The organism is Corynebacterium sp. HMSC29G08, assembly GCF_001806875.1.
In the GTDB taxonomy this organism is placed as follows: domain Bacteria; phylum Actinomycetota; class Actinomycetes; order Mycobacteriales; family Mycobacteriaceae; genus Corynebacterium.
On sequence record NZ_KV786259.1, the window covers coordinates 1 to 16,902 of the forward strand.

Below are 16,902 nucleotides of genomic sequence, written 5' to 3' on the forward strand. Positions count from 1 at the left end.
CATCGACATTGCTTTTCGACGCCCACCTGTACGGCCTCATCATGTTCACCCTCGGCGCACCGTGTGTCCTCTATGCCATGTACTGCTTCTACGAGGCTGTCCTCCACTGGGCGCCCTACGGCCCTGGTTGGTGGGGCTCTACCTTCCCCGTGGGCACCCTGTGCTTGGGTGCTTGGGACGAAGGCTGGCACACACTTTCCTTGGCGCTCCTCGTGCTCTTGCTCCTCCACTGGGGTGTCTGCGCGGTGCGCTTCGGGGCGTGGCGGCTGAAACGAGTGTGATTGCGGGGATCTCAAACACGAGTACGTTGGACAGTGTTCCCAACAGCAAAGGAGTTTTCCCCATGCGAGCAGTTCGCTATTACGGCCAAAAGGACATCCGCGTCGAAGAAATCGAGGCACCAACCGCAGGTCCGGGCGAAGTACTCATTGATATCGCCTGGTGCGGTATTTGTGGTACTGACCTCCACGAATACCTTGAAGGCCCGATCTTCATTCCAGCCAAAGGCCACCCGCACCCTGTCACGGGGGAGGAAATGCCCATCACCTTAGGCCACGAATTCTCCGGCGTCGTGTCTGCACTTGGTGAGGGCGTGGATGACCTTGAGGTTGGTCAGCACGTTGTTGTTGAGCCATACGTTCTGCCTGAAGATGTGGACCCGAAGCAGCCCGGTCCGTACAACCTCCACCCGGATGTGAACTTCATTGGGCTCGCCGGCCACGGTGGTGGCCTGGCTGAGCAAATTTCTGTGCAACGCCGCTGGGTTCACCCAATCTCCAACGACGTCCCCCTCGACGAAGCTGCACTGATCGAACCACTGTCCGTCACCCACCACGCATTCGTCGCATCTGAAGCGAAGGAAGGCGACGTTGCCCTGATCGGTGGCGCCGGCCCCATTGGTGTTCTCACCGCTGCTGTGGCGAAGGCATATGGGCTCACCGTTGTCGTCTCTGAGCTTTCGGAACTACGCCGCCAGAAGGCACTTGACGCTGGCGTTGCCGATTACGCAATCGACCCAAGCGCAACCGACCTGAAGGAAGAAATCCTGAAAATCACCGATGGTAAGGGCGCTGACGTCGCATTCGAATGCACCTCCGTCAACGTTGTGCTCGACCAGCTCATCGACTGCCTGAAGCTCAAAGGCACCCTGGTGGTTGAGTCCATCTGGTCCAAGAAGGCCGAGCTGGACATCCACGCATTGGTGATGAAGGAGCTCACCATCCGCGGCATCATCGGCTACGCCCACGACCACCCAAAGACCATTGAACTGGTCGAGTCCGGCAAGGTTGATCTCAAGCCATTCATCACCGGAAAAATCGGCTTCGACGGCGTTGTCGATGAGGGCTTCGATACCCTCATCAACCGGAACGAAACCGCCGTGAAGATTCTGGTGTCCCCGGAGCTCTAGGAACCAAGAGTCCCGCTAGCAAGTAAGTGGCAAACTGCTCCCCAATCGCTGAGTTAATGAAAGCCAGCGAATGGGGAGAGACTCATCCCGGGCAAGTCTCTATAGTTCTTACAAAAACGGGCTTTCGTATGAACAAGGAGACTTAAGATGACTACAGGCGCGCAAAAGGAACCACCACGGGACTGTTACGGGTGGCGAACCACAGCCGTCGGCAAGCGGTAACGCCCTGCTCTGGCCCGTGCAACCGCACCGCTACCGCCTCATCGCGGCACGTGCCTGCCCCTGGGCACATCGTGCTGTCATCGTTCGACGCCTAATGGGACTGGAGCATGTGATCTCCCTCGGTCTGGTCGGCCCCACCCACGACAAACGCTCCTAGACATTCGACCTGGACCCGAATGGCGTCGACCCCGTCCTGCAGATCCCCCGCCTGCAAGATGCGTACTTCAAGCGCTTTCCGGACTACCCACGCGGCATCACCGTGCCAGCCTTGGTGGAAGAAGCAACCGGCAAGGTGGTCACCAATGATTTCAATTCCATCGTCCGTGACCTCCAAACCGAGTGGACCGACTACCACCGCGCTGGCGCACCCAACCTGTTGCCATCGGAAGATCAGCTGGAGGAGATGGAGAAGATCAACGACTTCCTCTTCCGCAAGTTCAACAACGGCGTGTATCGCGCCGGCTTCTCCACCTCCCAGGACACCTACGAAGAAGCCTATGCCGACGTGTTTGAGGTCCTCGATTGGCTCGAAGACCGCCTAGCCAGCCGCCGCTTCATCATGGGTGAACACATCACGGAGACCGACATCCGCGCCTACACCACCCTCATCCGCTTCGACGCCGTCTACCACGGCCACTTCAAAACCAACCGGAACAAGATCAGCGAAATGCCGAATGTGTACGGCTACCTACGCGAGCTCTTCCAAACTCCCGGTTTCGGTGACACCACTGACTTTGTGGAGATCAAGCAGCACTATTACATCGTGCACCGCGAGATCAACCCCACACAGATCGTCCCCGTCGGCCCCGACCTTTCCGGCGTCGCCCAACCCCACCGCCGCGACCACCTACCGGGTGCCCCCGTCGCCGCGGGCACCACCCTGCCCGGCCCACTGCCCGAGTCCGAGCGACTGAAGAACCCCACGGACTTCCAGCAGGAACTCTTCGGACTGGGCTAAGTCCTCTTAATCATCCCCTGGGATTACAGGTCGATGCAGCGGCGGCTTAGCCCCTAACGCGGTTGAACGCTCGGGTTAAGGGGTTAAGGCTCAAAACGAAGACGGCCGCCGCCATCGAAACGGTCGCTACCCGCCAGCCAACCAGTGTTGGCGCGCTGACCTTCACCGTGGAGTCCGGGATCATGTTCATCCGGCTTCCCTCCGGACGTCGCCTGGCTTATGTGAAACCCAAGCTGGGTGAGAACAGGTTCGGTGGTACTAGCATCACCCACGAGGGCATCAGGACGGGGCGCAAGTGGGGCCTGTTGAAAACCTGCGGTAGGAAACTCACCGAGAACATCGTCCAAGCCATCGCCCGCGACATCCTCATTGAAACTACGGCGGCCTCTGTAGACGAGATCTGCGTGCTCATGGCCACCGTGCCCGACTGGGCCGAGGGGCTGCCCCTGGAACCGATGGGTTCGAGTGCTCTTACTACATGAAGATGTGACAGCTGTCCTGTCCGCTACCGGGACTCTTGGATCCCGTGTTAGACTAGTGCCAGCTCATCAACCAGGTGTTGAAGGAGTATCTGGAGCCGTTCAATCAATGGGCGGCTCTTGCTTTTCGGCGACAACCAATCCGTTTCCGCTTGTTCGTTTCGTTTTGGAATACTCATGCCCGCAGTATGGCACAGGCCCACTTCGTACGTAATGTTGCACTTGTTCCGATGTGGAACACGTGTTACAGTTACGAGCATGACGACGCTACGAACTTCGATGACCGCCAATGAAGCTGTTGGTGCGAAAATCGACCAACTCATGTTTAGGTCGCGGACCAGCCGTAAAGATTTGGCAGATGCTCTCGGCATTACCGGAGCAGCTGTTAGTAAGAAAATCTATGGGCAAAATAGGTGGGCTCTCGAGGAGCTGTTTGATGCTGCCGACTTCTTCGGTGTTGAGGTCACGGACCTTCTCCCCCGTCGTGTTTCTCCCCTAGAAACAGGAAAAGCCCCCTCCGAAGAGGGGGCTGATCCGAAGTTGGTAGCGGGGGCAGGATTCGAACCTACGACCTCTGGGTTATGAGCCCAGCGAGCTACCGAGCTGCTCCACCCCGCGACGGGTGAGATATTCATTTCACCTGCTGCCGTAATCGGCAACGTGGACTACTATACGTCCACCGCCGCGGTGCGCCAAATCCGCTGGCTAAGGCGGAGAAGCCTTTGGCTTTAGCGGGTCAGGTCTTGGTACTCCTTTACCGCGCGGTCCAGCTGGTCAAGTGCGCGGCCGTATTCCTCGAAGGAACCGTCGCGTGCAGTCTCAAGCTGACGCAGTGCGTTGTTGAGGTTGTTCATTGCCTCGTCGACGTTCTCTGCCCCACCGGTAGGCTGCTCAGCCGGCTGCTCCCCGCTCTCATTCTCTGGAGCGGAAGGCTTATCGGCCTGAGCGTTCTCGTCCACAACCTCGATCTCCTGCACGGCAGCCGAGTTGATGCCAACCTGGCTCAAGGCCTGGGAGATGGTCGGCGCGTAGCCAACCTGGCCACGGTAGAACACCAGCACGCGCAGCAACTTCGGGAACGCAGACTCTTGGTCCTTACGCTGCGAGTAGATCGGCTCCACGTAAAGGATCTCGCCACCACCCACCGGCAAGGTAAGCAGGTTACCGTTCTTCAGGTCGTTGGAGCCCTCCCATAAGGTGCGGTCACGCGCCACCTGGTCAGAAGACATCAGCGCATCCTGAGCCTGCTTCGGGCCTTGCGTTTGCGTGTTCGTTGGCAAGACTCGCACCGTGATACGCCCGTAGTTCTCCGGGTCAGAAGACACCGACATGTGCGCGGACAGGAACTCACGGTTCAGACCGCGGTACGGCGTGATCAGCTGGAAGGACGGTTCGCCCGTCTCCGGATCAGATGCCACGATGTAGTACGGCGGCTGGTCCAGCTGGTCGCGGCCTTCCGGCGCGGTCGGGTCATTAGGTACGGACCAGAACGCATCGTTGTTAAAGAACACGCCCGGGTCATCCACGTGGTAGCGCGCCAAGAGCAGACGCTGCACCTTGAACAGATCCTCCGGGTAACGCAGGTGACCGCGCAGCGTGTCAGAAATTTCACTTGCCGACTTCACCGTATCCGGGAATACGCCCATCCATGCCTTCAGCACCGGGTCAGACTCGTCGAATGCATAGAGGTCCACGGTGCCGTCGTAGGCATCCACAGTTGCCTTGACGGAATTGCGGATGTAGCCCAAGTCATTATTAATCACACGCTGCGTGGTGCCGTCTGGGTTCAGCGCATCCACCGTCGCACCAGTCAGCGAGGTACGGGAAGAATACGGCAGTCGGCTGAGCGTGGTGTAGCCGTCCACGATCCACTTCACGCGGCCATCAATAACTGCCGGGTAGGTCTTGGAATCCGTGGTCAACCACGGCGCAACCTTCTCCACACGCTGGCGCGGGTCACGGTCATACAGAATCTTGGACTGGCCGCCAACGCGGTCAGACAACAGCAGGTTCAGCTCCTGGTACTTCACCGCATATGCGACGCGGTTGATCCAGTTACCAACGCCCACGCCGCCCTCACCGGTGTAGGTGTAAGTGGTGGTGTCCGTGTCATACTCCACTGGGCCCTGGCCGTTGTCACCCACAATGGCGTAATCCAAGCCGTCCTGGGCAGAAGCGATCACCGGGCCGTAGTAAATACGTGGCTCATCTACGCGGATACCCAGCTCCTCAGCCTCGTCGTTTTCACGAGCCTTCTCATTGGTCTGCAAATCAGACACCGTGAAGATGGGCAGGCCGCCACGGGTGGAACCTGCGTCCTGCGCAGCCTCATCAACCGTGTTCGCCTGCGCGGCAATAAAGCCGTTGCCGTGGGTGTAAACGGTGTGGCGGTTAATCCAGTCACGCTGGTTCTCCGACAGCGAGTTCGGGTTCAACTCACGCGCGGCAACAACAAAGTCGCGCATCTCGCCGTCCATCTCATAACGGTCCATCGCCAGCTGCTCCGGGAAGCCGTAGAAGTTGCGCAGCTGCTGGTTCTGAGTAAACGTCGGCGAAATGATGTCTGGGTCAAGCAGACGGATGTTAGAAATCGTTGCCGCATCACTTGCCACCTCAGCGTTCGAGGTGGTGGACTGGCCCCAGTTCTCCTCGTACGTCACCGTCTCATCGGTGAGACCGTATGCGAAACGAGTGGCCTCAATGTTGCGACCGATGTACTCATACTCCTTGGCCTGGCGGTTCGGCTTCACGCTGAACTGCTCAAGTAATGCAGGCCATACGTTGCCCACAACCAAGGAGCTGACCAGCATCAGCACGGTGCCCAGCACCGGAATGCGCAGATCCTTGTACACAACGGAAGCGAAAAACGCCAGGGCAACCAGCACCGCAATAATGGTCAAGATGATCTTCGCCGGCAGCATCGCGTTGACAGAGGTGTAGGACGCACCCGTGAAAATATCGTTGCGTGCGTACAGCAGCTGGTAGCGCTCAAGCCAGTAGCTTGCGGCCTTCAGCAACATCCACAATCCGGCGGTCACCGCCAGCTGGATGCGCGCAGCCTTGGACACACCACCGTTTGCGCCGGTGAGGTTGCTGGCAATGCGGATACCGCCCAATAAGTAGTGGGCCACAGCAGCGATCAAGAACGCCACAACAAGCAGCATGGACAAAATGTCCACCAGTGCGGTCACTGCCGGCAGCTGGAATGCGTAGAAGCCAAGATCACGCCCAAACTGCGCGTCATTAACCCCGAAGCTCTCACTGTTCAGTGCCAAAAGCAGTGTGCGCCACAGACCCTGGCCAGCAAGACCCGCAAACAGTGCGACAACCAGCGGCACCCACAGCAGGATGGAGCGGATCCCCTGCTCCAGCTGTGCGCGGTACTTCGCGTTCGGCGCAAATGGGTCACTGTCCAGACCAGGCCGGCCCTTCCACGCAATACGCGCAGCGAAGAAAGCTATCGCCCCGCCAATGGCAGCGAAGAGGACAAAGAGGATCACCCTGGCCAGGACCATCTTGTTGAACACGGAGCGGAAGTCCAGTTCACCGAACCATAAAAAATCGGTGTAGAGGCCCACCAGCATTGGTAGGACAATGAGGATGACGCCAAGAATGCTAACCGCGGTCCATAACCCCCGGTTCGGCTTACTGGCACTTGGTCTTGGCGGGTTGACGCGGGTAGCCAATCCTTCTCCTTTTATCGCGGCTGCAAACTTCTAAGTAGGCTTCTAGCCTAAATAGTCCAACGCACAAACCGGTAGAAGGGTTCCCAAGGCATGCAACAGCAGGCACTGAACAAGGCAATGATGGAGGCCGTTGAGTTCGTCCACGCGGAAGGATGGGACGCGCCCCCAACGCTGTTCGGCCTGGTACCTAGTGAACTTTTGGTTGATCAGCTGGAAGAACTCGACCGTGCTGATAACTCGCCGTTGACGCTTGTTGTGCAAACCCTGCCGGATCACATCCAGCCAGGTTCTGAGGAACTCGCCGACTACGTTGCGCGCGTTGCCTGGCCTCATGAGGTTGAAGGGGTGATCTTGGCCCAGGAGATCATCTTCCGCGATTCTTCCTCCGAGGATCCCTCGCCTCGCCCGGCACGTCTGTTTTCGGGGGCTCTGCGTGATAACGATATTGTGCAAACGCTCCTCCAGCTTCGCCCCACCGAGGAGGAGTTGGAGGCAGGCGGATTATTCGCGCAAGACAAGATTGAATTGCGTGGTGGGCCGGACGTAGCACCGACCGTGATTGCCGCGTTGCAGTATAGCCTGACGCATGACCCAGATGAGCTGGTATAAAATGACCTCTAAAATGAATTCTGTGCTGAAACGACACCTGACCATTCCCGCTACCGCAGCTGTTCTGGCATTGACGCTGAGCGCCTGCGGCAACGACACTGAAGAGCCGGAGCCTGCTCCTACCACGAGTGCTACGACGTCCACGGCCACTACCTCAGAAACCACTCCAGAATCCACGTCAGAAACCGCATCTGCGAGCACAACTGTTTCGACGTCGGCTAAGGAGAAGACGTCCACAAGCAGCAGCACTGCAACCAGTCCCACCTCCACCTCAAAGGAGAAAAAGGAAGGCGACACCACCCTGGATGAGGTTGCGGAGCACTTTGCAACCTTGGCGCCGGCGTCGTTTTTCGCCCAGCTGGATGAGTGCACCGAAGGCGGCTTCGACGGTGCGTATAACTGCAGCGGCCGTGAAATTGGCCAGTTCCAGTTCTTTGACTCTGAGTCGAAGGCCGCTTCCACCACCCAGCTGCTGACGCAGTTGCGCTCTTCACGTGTGGTGGAGGACGAAAATGACCGCATTGTTGGCTGGTCGGTACTGGCTAACTCCGCGATTATCACCGTGGTGGACAACAACACCGGCCAGGTGATGCAGCAGCTGATCTCCACCGACGATGTGGATCCCCGCACCCTCATCTACGAACTTGGCCTTGCCGAGCAGACCGGGGAAGTCTCCACGCCTGGCACGACTTCTGCAACCAAGTCGGAAGAGGCTGAAGCGGCTGAAGGCTAGTCAGCCTTACAGGTAAGCACGTCGTGGCCCGCGGCAAAATCATCAAGCGCCTTCACCGCGTCGTCAAGCGTCGCTACCTTGGCCACCACCATTTCGCCGGAATCAACGCGGTTCACCTCAGCACAGTTACCCGCTGGAGCTAGGAACACCTCCACGCCCGCGTCGCGCGCGCCGGCAAGCTTGTGGGAAATACCGCCGATCGGGCCCACTTGGCCTTCCTCATTGATCGTGCCGGTACCCGCAACGGTGCGCCCGTGCGTCAACTCGCCCGGAGAAAGCTTGTCAATCACCGCAAGCGCAAAGATCATGCCGGCGCTGGGGCCACCAACGTCGTTGAGGTTGTAGGTCACTGCCACGCCGTCGCCCGGTTCAGAGGTCATCAAAATCCCCAGCATGGCCACGTCTTTCTCATGCGGGTTTTCACCCAACGTGACATCTACGGTGTGCTCTTCGGCGCCAGCTCCTTCACCGCGCATCACGGTTACCGCAACATCGTCGCCAGGCTTGAGCGCACGCACCAGCTCCTGGACCTCGCCCGGCTTGGTTACGGCCTGGCCGTTGATGGCAGTAATGGTGTCTTCGGCCTCCAACTTGCCGTGGGCTGCGGCACCGTCGACCACCTCATGGATAACCACGCGAGTGGGCCTGCCCAAGTAATTCATCGCCGCAACCGTGGCGGAGGCCTCAGAGGCCACAAACGCCCGAGTGTTGTACTCCTTGACTTCCTCCGGGCTTAAATCACGCGGCATGACCTGCTCTACGGGCACAATCGTGTCATCCGTAGTAATCCACCGGTTCAGGATTTGCAGCAGCGTCATGTTCGTACGCACAGACACCGTGGTCATGTTTAAGGTGCCGGAGGTTGGGTCGGTCTCGGCACCGTCGATACGCACGACAGGCTCCCCTGCAACCTCCCCGAGCGTGTCAAACATCGGGCCCGGGCCCTGGGCGGCAAACGGCACGGTCAAAGAAATGTCGGTGCCGGGGATGTGGTCAACCGTTAATAAACCCATCAGCACCGCAACCGGCACCGCACCCCATGCGATGGCGGCGCGGCGAGTATTGCGCGGATCCGGCGATTCGGGCTTACGCGCAGGCGGCTGCTGAGAAGGCTCCGGCGAGGGATGTACAACAGTTGTCACGGCCGATAAGCATAGACCAAAGCCGAAGCTAGAAAATTTTTCTGCATATGACCTGCGTCGTAACAACGTGTGGCACATGCCGGTAGTGTGGGCGGGTATGAGTAACGGATTTGGTTTCTCCTTCCCCAACGACAACAACGGTGATGACCACAATGGTGATAACCGCAACGGGGACAACGACCGCGGCGCAGGCGGCGGCAACTCCGACCCGTTCGCATCATTCGGCTTTAGTTTCCAACCCGGCGCAGGCTTCGGCGGTGCCGGCGGCGCTGGCGGTTTAGGCGACATTTTGAACCAGTTCGGCCAGATGCTCTCCGGCATGGGCAGCTCCATGAACGCCCAGAACGACGCCGATGCAGTGAACTTTGAGCTGGCAGGCCGCATGGCGCGCCAGCGCCTGGGCAACGCCAAGGACGCGTCTGCGGGTGATGCGAAGGCGGTAGAGGAATCCGTCAAGCTTGCAGATCTCTGGCTGGATGGGGCCACCACCCTTCCCGCCTCCGGCGCACAGGCGCAGGCGTGGAACGCGCAAACCTGGATTGCAGAGACCATGCCGATGTGGAAGCGCCTGGTCAACCCGGTGGCCGACCACATGAACCGCGCCCAACTGGCAACCATGCCGGACGAGGTCCGCGAAATGATGGGGCCGATGTCTGCCATGATGCGCCAGATGAACTCCATGCAGATGGGCATGAAGCTGGGCCACGCACTCGGTGACTTGGCGCAGCAGGCGCTCACCGGCACCGACTTCGGCCTGCCGGTTGCTCCCAGCAACGTCGCGGCAATCTTGCCGGGCAACGTGAGCGAGATTGCCAAGGGTCTTGAGGTACCTGGCCAGGAGGTCATTGTCTACATCGCCGCACGTGAGGCAGCGCGCCAGCGCCTGTTCAAGCACGTGCCGTGGCTGGTAGAGCGCATCGTGTCCGCCGTTGAGGAGTACGCCGCAGGCCTGGAGATTGACACTTCCCACCTTGAAGAGGTCGCACGTGGGCTGAACTTGGAGTCTGGTGACCCGCAGTCCATCCAGGAAGCACTGCAGAACCTTGAGGGCGAAGACCTGGCGCCGCGTGTGGGCTCGCGCAACGCCGCGGCCACCTCGCGCCTAGAGACCCTGCTGGCCCTGGTTGAGGGCTGGGTGGACGTTGTGGTCAACGAGGCCCTGGAGGGTCGTATCCCATCCGCTCCGCAGCTTGCAGAGGCCTGGGCGCGCCGCCGCGCAACCGGCGGTTCTGCGGAGCAGGCGTTTGCCAACGTTGTGGGTATTGAGCTGGCTGCCCCGAAGGTCCGTGAGGCTGCTGAGCTGTGGCGCCGTGCGGAAAATGCGGTTGGTGTTCAGCGCCGTGACGCTGTGTGGGACCACCCGGACTTCCTGCCCACCGCCGAGCACCTGGACAACCCGGCTGCGTTCATCGACATGCTTCTGGACGATCAACCGGACACCGACTTCGACGCCGAGTTTGCCAAGATGGAAGAAGAACTGCGCAAACAGGGATCCGAGGATCCGGAAAAGGGCGAGGAGGACTAGACGAAGCGCTGCAGCGCTTCCAAGTAGCCTTTCGCCCGCTCGGCGTGCGGCGCACGATCTGCCCACGCCCAGAACTCTTCCGTGTGCCCGCTGATGAAGGTGTGCGTGAGTTCGTGGATGATGACGGCGTCGATGACGTACGTTGGGGCGCTTATAAGCCTGCTGCTCAACCGGATATCCCCCGTGGACACGGTGCAGGAGCCCCAGCGCGTGGTCTGATTATCCACCCACCTAATGGAGCCGATCCGCGCGCGACCATCCAGGACCTGTTGGTTGAGTTCTTCCGCCCGGCGCGCCAACTGCTCATCCGAGCGCGGGTTGCGGGCGGATTTTCGCTGGAGTTTTGCCAGCATCTCTGCAACAACCTCGGACTCTTGCGCCTTGCTCATGCGTGCCGGGATGCGGATGACCGCCACCCCGTTTTCCATCCGGGCTTGCACCGTGCGGGTGCGTTTGGCGGAGCGAATCACGGTGTACGGGATGTCTGCCATGACTTCGCATTGTAGGATGGTGCGAAATACACATCGGGGGGTGTCTTTCATGGTGTCAACGAGCCAGCGTGTTGGCAGGTTTTCAAATGTGCGGCTTGCGCCGGGGGTTAGTGTGTTTCTACGTGCGCAAAACCTCATCCAGTTCGGGCTGGACGCCACGCGCACGGGTGTGATTGAAACACCCTTTGCCAAGGAGCTTTCCTTGCTTATCGACGCTGCGGTCACCCCCACCCCACTGCACCACCTGACGCGTGCGTTTACGGCCTATGTGGGCGCGAATGCTGCGGAGAGCATGGTGGCGGATCTGGTGTCCTTTCGTATTTTGGTACCGGCAGATCCGGTGCCGGTGATCCTGCTGGGCAACTCGCCGCTGGCGAAGCAGCTATCGCGGGTGCTGCGCGGGTGTGGTGTTGAGGTGCGCTCGCCGATGCGCAACACCACCGAGCAGCGGTTTGTGGGGCGGGCGGATCCGTGGGTGCCGGTGGTTGCCGTGGACAAGCTGGCAGAAGCTGAGGCGGTAGCGCGGATGACCAAGCGCCGCGTGGGTGCCACCGTGCCGGTGAACCTGGTGGACTCGCAGGTGTTTGTCGGCCCCTTGTTTGACGGCGAGGGCTCGGCCTGTCTTGCGTGTACCGCCCGGCACTTTTCGGATGTGGACGACGGGTGGGCCATTGCATTACGGCACTTCCCCACCGGACCACACTCCCCCGACCATGTTGTCTTAAGCGCTGGCGCTGCGGCCGCTGCGGCCTATATCCGCCGCGTGGCAGGTGTTGCGCAGCCCCCTGGTGTTTCCATGGCTGCGCCGGTGGCTGGTGAGCTGCACGTGGTTGACCCTTTTGCCACAACGTTTTTGAAGCGCAAAACGGTGCTGCCGCACCCGCGGTGTGAAGTGTGCGGTTAGGGTTTGACCCAATTCTGTTCCGCGAAGGCAAGCGCTGCCTCGATGTTCTTTTTGCGCAGGCCGTTTTCCAGTTCTGGCTTTGGAATGCCGGTGTCCACGCGGTAGCCCACCACGCCCCAGCCGTTGTTGAGGTTCAGCTCAACAATGGCCCGGTACCCAACTCCCGCAAGCTTGCGACCGCGGATTTGCAGCCAGTTCGAATCCGGCAAACGGAACTCCTCAGTCACGGCCTCTGTCAGCGTGCCGTCCGGCTGCAGGATGAGCACCGGGGCTGTGTAGTAGTGATCATCCGAGCCCTCGCTGAAGCGCACGACGCGCTTGTGCATCAACTCCCCAATGAGCGCTGGCCGGTACTCAACCCACCCGTTTTCCCACGCGGTACGCAGCCGCGTTGTTCGCCCCAAGTTTCCTCGCAGGACCAAAATCCCGACAACGATGAACACCACCGCAGCTGCGCCGTTGATCAGGCTGGCAATGGGAATCCCGTCGATGGTGCCCTCCGCACCGGGGAACAAAATGGTGATAAACAGCGTGTGCACCACAGCGAAAAACAACGCCATCACACCCATGGCGGTGAGGATGCCACCCACCAGCATCATGCTGAAACTCGATCGGCCAATGGGTGGCCCGGAGCTGTTGATGGCCTCGCGCATGCCGCTGCGATCCATATGCGTATTGCGCTGCTGATCGTTTTCCTTCATGGACTTCGGCGCTAGGGCCTCTGCGCTTTCAGACGAAAACTTCAACGGCGTTCGCGGCAGTGGCACTGGCAGCGACGGCGGCATTGGCGGTGGGGCGTGCGTCATGGCCGCCAGCATAAAAGGTTCTAGCTGTACTCGCTTAAGATCTCCAACACCTGAGGCCCGTACGCCTCCACCTTGACAGGGCCCACACCTGGCACATCCAGCAGGCTGGACACGTCCTGCGGCATGGCTTCTGCGATGGCAATCAACGTGGCGTCTGAAAACACCATGTAGGCCGGGTGGCCGGCTTCACGCGAGACGTCTAAACGCCAGCTCTTTAGCGTGGCGAAGAGGTCTTCGTTGTAGGAAGGTTCGCAGTCCACGTGGCGCCCCAACGCCTTATCCGCCGGGGTGTCCAAGAAGTTGTTGCACACCCGGCAACGACGGTTGCGCTTCAGCCGCTGCGGGGAGCGCTCCACCTCAAGCTCAGGCACAAGACCGTCCAAGAAGCGTGAGCGGGTGCGTGACTTCCTTCCGCCCTCCTGACGCGAGAGGGACCACGACATGTGCAGGTGCTCACGCGCACGCGTAATGCCCACGTAGAACAGCCGGCGTTCCTCTTCAATCTGCTCATCGCCCGCCTTAATCGCGTGAGAGATAGGCAACGTGTTTTCCACCAAGCCGACGAGGAAGACCGCGTCCCACTCCAGGCCCTTCGCGGCGTGCAGGCTGGCAAGGGTCACACCATCCACCGCCGGTGGCTGCTTCGCCTCGGCGCGCTGGCGCAAAGAGCGCAGCACACCCGCTAGGTCATCGGCCTCCTTAGAGTTCACAATCTCTTCAATCAGGTCCACCAGCGCACGCAGTGCTTGCCAACGCTCACGCGCCTGCGCACCCTCCGGCTCCTTCGGGGTCAGACCAAGCGGGGCGAACGCTGCACGCGCCACCTGCACCGGGTCATCAGGCAGGTCGCTGCGGTTTGCGGCGCGCGCCAACTGGTGGATGGCCTCGCGCACCTCACCGCGGTTGAAGAAGCCCTCACCGCCACGGACCTGGTACAAAATGCCCGCGTCTGCCAGTGCCGCTTCAAAGGCCGCGGACTGAGAGTTGATGCGATACAGCACGGCGATTTCGCGCGCCGGCACGCCGCTATCCAGCAGGCGGCGGATTGCCGCGGCTACCTCGCGGGCCTCCGTCGGCTCATCATCAAACGCCGAATACGTCGGCTCAGGACCAGGCTCGCGCATACCAATCAGCTCAAGACGAGTACCCGCTGCGCGTCCTGTGGCCTTGCCAATCACCGTGTTCGCCAGATCCGTGATCTGCGGGGTGGAACGGTAGTCACGCTGGAGTTTGACCACCGTGGCGTGCTCATAGGTGCGCGAAAAATTCAACAGAAAATCTGGGGTCGCGCCGGTAAAAGAGTAGATGGTCTGGTTGGCATCGCCCACCACCGTCAGATCATCGCGCTGGCCCAGCCAACCCTCCAGCACACGCTGCTGCAACGGGGTCACGTCCTGGTACTCATCCACCACAAAAGACTGGTACTGGGCGCGGAACTGCTCCGCCACCGCAGGCGCGTTCTCTAGCGCTGCGGCGACGTGCAACAGCAGGTCATCGAAATCCAACAGCATGCCCTCAGGGCTGGTCTTCTGCTCCTCATAGTGGCGATACACATCCGCCACCTTCTGCGCCTCCGTCGGCGCCGTGCGGCCCAACGTGCCAATGCGCTGGACATAATCCTCATGCCCAATCACATTCGCCTTGGCCCACTCGATCTCCCCCATCAGGTCGCGCACCATGTCCTTGCCGGTCTCCAACCCCACAGCTCGCGCCGCGCGCGCCACCAGCGGGTACTTGTTATCCAGCACCTTCCACGGAAGATCACCCGCGATCTGCGGCCAGAAATACGCCAGCTGCCGCAGTGCCGCGGAGTGAAAGGTTCGCGCCTGCACCCCGCCAATACCCATTTGGCGCAGGCGGTCACGCATCTCACCTGCCGCGCGTTGTGTAAACGTCACCGCCAGTACACGCTGCGGGCTGACCATGCCCTGGTCAATCAGGTTGGCAATACGGTAGGTAATCGTTCGTGTCTTACCCGTGCCCGCACCCGCCAAGATGCACACCGGACCACGCGGGGCGGTTGCCGCAACCCGCTGGTCTGCATCCAACAAGCTCAAATCAATAGCCACTAGAAATCACTTCCCCCAACGTCCCGAAACACAACATCGTTAAACACCACATCGTCAAAACCTTTGTCCACCCAACGTGTGATCAACTTGAGCGAAATGCTGCCCTGCGGCGGCAACGGCAGGTCCATAACCTCCTGCCTACTCGCCCACACCATGCGGCGTAGCTCCCCATCTGTCTCACCTGGCGTTGCTGTCTCATCAACCCGACTGACAAACCCCAACATCAGCGCCCCGGACAGCGGCCACGGCTGGGAGCCCACATACGCCAGGCTGCTTACCGTGTAGCCGGTCTCTTCACGCACCTCGCGCGCCCAGGCTGCCTCAATCGTCTCACCCGGATCCACGTAACCGGCAACGCTGGTGAAGTAACCAGGGCGGCGGACGTTTTCCACCATCAGGATCTTTTGATCATCCGCACTGGTGACAATGCCGATCACACTCGGGTCAATCCGCGGAAACACCACGTTTCCCTGTTCACTTTCCGCCTGCGTGCCATCCGCATCCCAGGTCAACGGCGTGCCATCTGTGGGGTGCACGCGCATGCGCTCCTGGGCGTTGAGCAAGGCGATTGCGCGAGCAATCAGCGGGTCTTCGGCGTGCGTGCGCGCATCACCGCTTACCTCGATATGGTGCCCAAGCTCGTTAAGCTCGCTTACCGCAATGCCATGGACGCGCATAGCAACCACGTCCTTGGAAAGCCGGATCGTGGGACCTGTGGGTAGGGCGCTGGGGAGGGTCAACGCGGCGTCGACAAGCAGAAAAGCCCTGCTGTCATCCACCAACAAGTACTTAGTCATCAGCCTGCTCAACAGGCTTGGTCATACGCACGTACAAAATGCGATCGCCCGGCTCCACCGCCTCCGCCTCAGGCGCATCAATGCGGTACAGCTCACCCGAGCGCACCACGCCAAGCACAATGTCAGCCAAGTGACGCGGGTTCGCCCCTACCTCATCATCCGCTGTCGGACGCTCAGCCACCGCAAAACCCTCATCCGGGCTCAGCAGATCCTCCATCATCTCCACCACCGGCGGAGTCACCGTAGCCAAACCAAGCAAACGACCCGTGGTTTCCGCAGAAACCACCACGGAATCCGCACCCGACTGCATCAACAAATGCTGGTTCTCACTCTCACGGGCACTAGCCACGATCATCGCGCTCGGCGCAAGCTCACGCACCGACAACGTCACCAACACCGCCGTGTCATCCGAACTCGGCGCGACCACCACGGAACGCGCACGGCTCACACCAGCGATCCGCAGCACACCCGACTTCGTCGCATCCCCATGCACCGTAACCAGGCCGCGGTTTTCCGCCTGCGACAAACTCACCGCATCCGTATCCACCACCACAATGCTGGACGGAGCGGCACCACCTGCCAGCAGCGCATCAATCGCCGAACGCCCCTTCGTGCCGTAGCCAATGACAATGGTGTGATTGCGCACGGATTGCCTCCACTGTTGAATCTGAAGCGTCTTGCGGGAATCTTCCGTCAGCACCGACAGGGTGGTACCAACCAGAAGCATAAGAAACGCCACCCTCGCCGGGGTGATCAAGAAAATGTTAACCAGACGCGCCCCCTGCGTCACCGGCGTGATGTCACCATAACCAGTGGTAGACAGCGACACCGCCGAGTAATACAGCGCGTCAATGTACGTTAATTCCTCGGAATAACCATCCTTGTCGATGTAGACCAGCGTTGCCACCACCACCATGAGCAGCATCGCGTACGCAAAACGACGCGCGATAAGGGACCACGGTGTGATCGGGGTAGAGCGCGGAATGGTGATGATCTCAGTGAGTGTATGCACCGGCATATCACTGACATCAATGCCCGAACGGAAGCGATCGCTCCACGCGCTCATATACGGC

General features: G+C 60.2%; 14 protein-coding genes, 1 tRNA gene and 2 pseudogenes. 9 read left to right on the forward strand and 8 right to left on the reverse strand.

Going from position 1 to position 16,902, the window contains the following annotated elements; genetic code table 11:
* The 5 genes and pseudogenes from HMPREF3101_RS07505 to HMPREF3101_RS12570 form a co-directional block, all read left to right on the forward strand.
* Positions 1 to 281 (forward strand): annotated as a pseudogene (locus tag HMPREF3101_RS07505) (hypothetical protein); the annotation flags it as partial.
* Positions 282 to 343: 62 nt separating this feature from the next.
* Positions 344 to 1,408, forward strand: a complete 1,065-nt coding sequence (locus HMPREF3101_RS07510) for a 2,3-butanediol dehydrogenase (RefSeq protein ID WP_070464051.1) — start codon at positions 344 to 346, stop codon at positions 1,406 to 1,408.
* A 190-nt stretch (positions 1,409 to 1,598) separates the two neighbouring features.
* Positions 1,599 to 2,588: pseudogene (locus HMPREF3101_RS07515) on the forward strand (glutathione S-transferase C-terminal domain-containing protein); the annotation flags it as partial.
* 62 nt (positions 2,589 to 2,650) lie between these two features.
* Positions 2,651 to 3,070 carry a hypothetical protein gene (locus HMPREF3101_RS12435; RefSeq protein ID WP_070464053.1) on the forward strand — a complete coding sequence of 140 codons (420 nt, stop codon included), beginning with the start codon at positions 2,651 to 2,653 and terminating at the stop codon, positions 3,068 to 3,070.
* Positions 3,071 to 3,346: 276 nt separating this feature from the next.
* A complete protein-coding gene (locus HMPREF3101_RS12570) occupies positions 3,347 to 3,652 on the forward strand; it encodes a helix-turn-helix domain-containing protein (RefSeq protein WP_371327073.1) in 306 nt (101 codons plus the stop codon).
* Here the strand turns inward: HMPREF3101_RS12570 and HMPREF3101_RS07525 are convergent.
* Both HMPREF3101_RS07525 and HMPREF3101_RS07530 read right to left on the reverse strand, forming a co-directional pair.
* A tRNA-Met gene (locus tag HMPREF3101_RS07525) sits at positions 3,609 to 3,685 on the reverse strand. The genes HMPREF3101_RS12570 and HMPREF3101_RS07525 overlap by 44 nt on opposite strands.
* A 110-nt stretch (positions 3,686 to 3,795) precedes the next feature.
* Positions 3,796 to 6,753, reverse strand: coding sequence for a UPF0182 family protein (locus HMPREF3101_RS07530; protein WP_070464055.1), 2,958 nt, complete (start codon positions 6,751 to 6,753; stop codon positions 3,796 to 3,798).
* 90 nt (positions 6,754 to 6,843) lie between these two features.
* Here HMPREF3101_RS07530 and HMPREF3101_RS07535 point away from each other — a divergent pair, with 90 nt between their 5' ends.
* Together HMPREF3101_RS07535 and HMPREF3101_RS07540 are read left to right on the forward strand one after the other, a co-directional pair.
* Complete coding sequence (locus HMPREF3101_RS07535; RefSeq protein ID WP_070464057.1) at positions 6,844 to 7,362, forward strand: PPA1309 family protein; 519 nt, start codon at positions 6,844 to 6,846, stop codon at positions 7,360 to 7,362.
* A gap of 13 nt (positions 7,363 to 7,375) precedes the next feature.
* A complete protein-coding gene (locus tag HMPREF3101_RS07540; protein ID WP_083280157.1) occupies positions 7,376 to 8,095 on the forward strand; it encodes a hypothetical protein in 720 nt (239 codons plus the stop codon).
* Here the strand turns inward: HMPREF3101_RS07540 and HMPREF3101_RS07545 are convergent.
* Complete coding sequence (locus HMPREF3101_RS07545) at positions 8,092 to 9,108, reverse strand: YlbL family protein (RefSeq protein WP_210386187.1); 1,017 nt, start codon at positions 9,106 to 9,108, stop codon at positions 8,092 to 8,094. The genes HMPREF3101_RS07540 and HMPREF3101_RS07545 overlap by 4 nt on opposite strands.
* A 226-nt stretch (positions 9,109 to 9,334) precedes the next feature.
* Here HMPREF3101_RS07545 and HMPREF3101_RS07550 point away from each other — a divergent pair, with 226 nt between their 5' ends.
* Positions 9,335 to 10,762 carry a zinc-dependent metalloprotease gene (locus HMPREF3101_RS07550; RefSeq protein WP_070464125.1) on the forward strand — a complete coding sequence of 476 codons (1,428 nt, stop codon included), beginning with the start codon at positions 9,335 to 9,337 and terminating at the stop codon, positions 10,760 to 10,762.
* Here the strand turns inward: HMPREF3101_RS07550 and HMPREF3101_RS07555 are convergent.
* Positions 10,759 to 11,253 (reverse strand): M48 metallopeptidase family protein, encoded by a 495-nt coding sequence (locus HMPREF3101_RS07555; protein ID WP_070464063.1) that lies wholly within the window; start codon positions 11,251 to 11,253, stop codon positions 10,759 to 10,761. The two genes, HMPREF3101_RS07550 and HMPREF3101_RS07555, sit on opposite strands and share 4 nt — an antisense overlap.
* Positions 11,254 to 11,302: 49 nt before the next feature.
* Between HMPREF3101_RS07555 and HMPREF3101_RS07560 the strand changes: the two genes are divergently transcribed.
* Complete coding sequence (locus tag HMPREF3101_RS07560) at positions 11,303 to 12,157, forward strand: TOMM precursor leader peptide-binding protein (protein WP_083280148.1); 855 nt, start codon at positions 11,303 to 11,305, stop codon at positions 12,155 to 12,157.
* Here the strand turns inward: HMPREF3101_RS07560 and HMPREF3101_RS07565 are convergent.
* Genes HMPREF3101_RS07565 through HMPREF3101_RS07580 form a run of 4 tightly spaced genes read right to left on the reverse strand, consistent with a single transcriptional unit; the run spans position 12,154 to position 16,895 of the window.
* Positions 12,154 to 12,963 (reverse strand): hypothetical protein, encoded by an 810-nt coding sequence (locus tag HMPREF3101_RS07565; protein WP_246816694.1) that lies wholly within the window; start codon positions 12,961 to 12,963, stop codon positions 12,154 to 12,156. The two genes, HMPREF3101_RS07560 and HMPREF3101_RS07565, sit on opposite strands and share 4 nt — an antisense overlap.
* A 20-nt stretch (positions 12,964 to 12,983) precedes the next feature.
* The gene (locus HMPREF3101_RS07570) at positions 12,984 to 15,032 is read right to left on the reverse strand and encodes an ATP-dependent DNA helicase UvrD2 (protein WP_070464067.1); all 2,049 of its coding nucleotides are present in this window, start codon (positions 15,030 to 15,032) and stop codon (positions 12,984 to 12,986) included.
* Positions 15,032 to 15,829, reverse strand: a complete 798-nt coding sequence (locus HMPREF3101_RS07575; RefSeq protein WP_070464069.1) for an NUDIX domain-containing protein — start codon at positions 15,827 to 15,829, stop codon at positions 15,032 to 15,034. Before HMPREF3101_RS07575 ends, HMPREF3101_RS07570 begins: the two co-directional genes overlap by 1 nt.
* The gene (locus HMPREF3101_RS07580; RefSeq protein WP_070464071.1) at positions 15,822 to 16,895 is read right to left on the reverse strand and encodes a potassium channel family protein; all 1,074 of its coding nucleotides are present in this window, start codon (positions 16,893 to 16,895) and stop codon (positions 15,822 to 15,824) included. Before HMPREF3101_RS07580 ends, HMPREF3101_RS07575 begins: the two co-directional genes overlap by 8 nt.
* Between the last annotated feature and the right edge of the window lie 7 nt (positions 16,896 to 16,902).

Coding starts and splice junctions, on each gene's coding strand:
- HMPREF3101_RS07510 (WP_070464051.1), top strand. CDS start 344: ATGCGAGCAGTTCGCTATTACGGCCAAAAGGACATCCGCGTCGAAGAA.
- HMPREF3101_RS12570 (WP_371327073.1), top strand. CDS start 3,347: ATGACCGCCAATGAAGCTGTTGGTGCGAAAATCGACCAACTCATGTTT.
- HMPREF3101_RS07535 (WP_070464057.1), top strand. CDS start 6,844: ATGCAACAGCAGGCACTGAACAAGGCAATGATGGAGGCCGTTGAGTTC.
- HMPREF3101_RS07540 (WP_083280157.1), top strand. CDS start 7,376: ATGAATTCTGTGCTGAAACGACACCTGACCATTCCCGCTACCGCAGCT.
- HMPREF3101_RS07545 (WP_210386187.1), bottom strand. CDS start 9,108: ATGGGTTTATTAACGGTTGACCACATCCCCGGCACCGACATTTCTTTG.
- HMPREF3101_RS07550 (WP_070464125.1), top strand. CDS start 9,335: ATGAGTAACGGATTTGGTTTCTCCTTCCCCAACGACAACAACGGTGAT.
- HMPREF3101_RS07555 (WP_070464063.1), bottom strand. CDS start 11,253: ATGGCAGACATCCCGTACACCGTGATTCGCTCCGCCAAACGCACCCGC.
- HMPREF3101_RS07560 (WP_083280148.1), top strand. CDS start 11,303: ATGGTGTCAACGAGCCAGCGTGTTGGCAGGTTTTCAAATGTGCGGCTT.
- HMPREF3101_RS07565 (WP_246816694.1), bottom strand. CDS start 12,963: ATGACGCACGCCCCACCGCCAATGCCGCCGTCGCTGCCAGTGCCACTG.
- HMPREF3101_RS07575 (WP_070464069.1), bottom strand. CDS start 15,829: ATGACTAAGTACTTGTTGGTGGATGACAGCAGGGCTTTTCTGCTTGTC.
- HMPREF3101_RS07580 (WP_070464071.1), bottom strand. CDS start 16,895: ATGAGCGCGTGGAGCGATCGCTTCCGTTCGGGCATTGATGTCAGTGAT.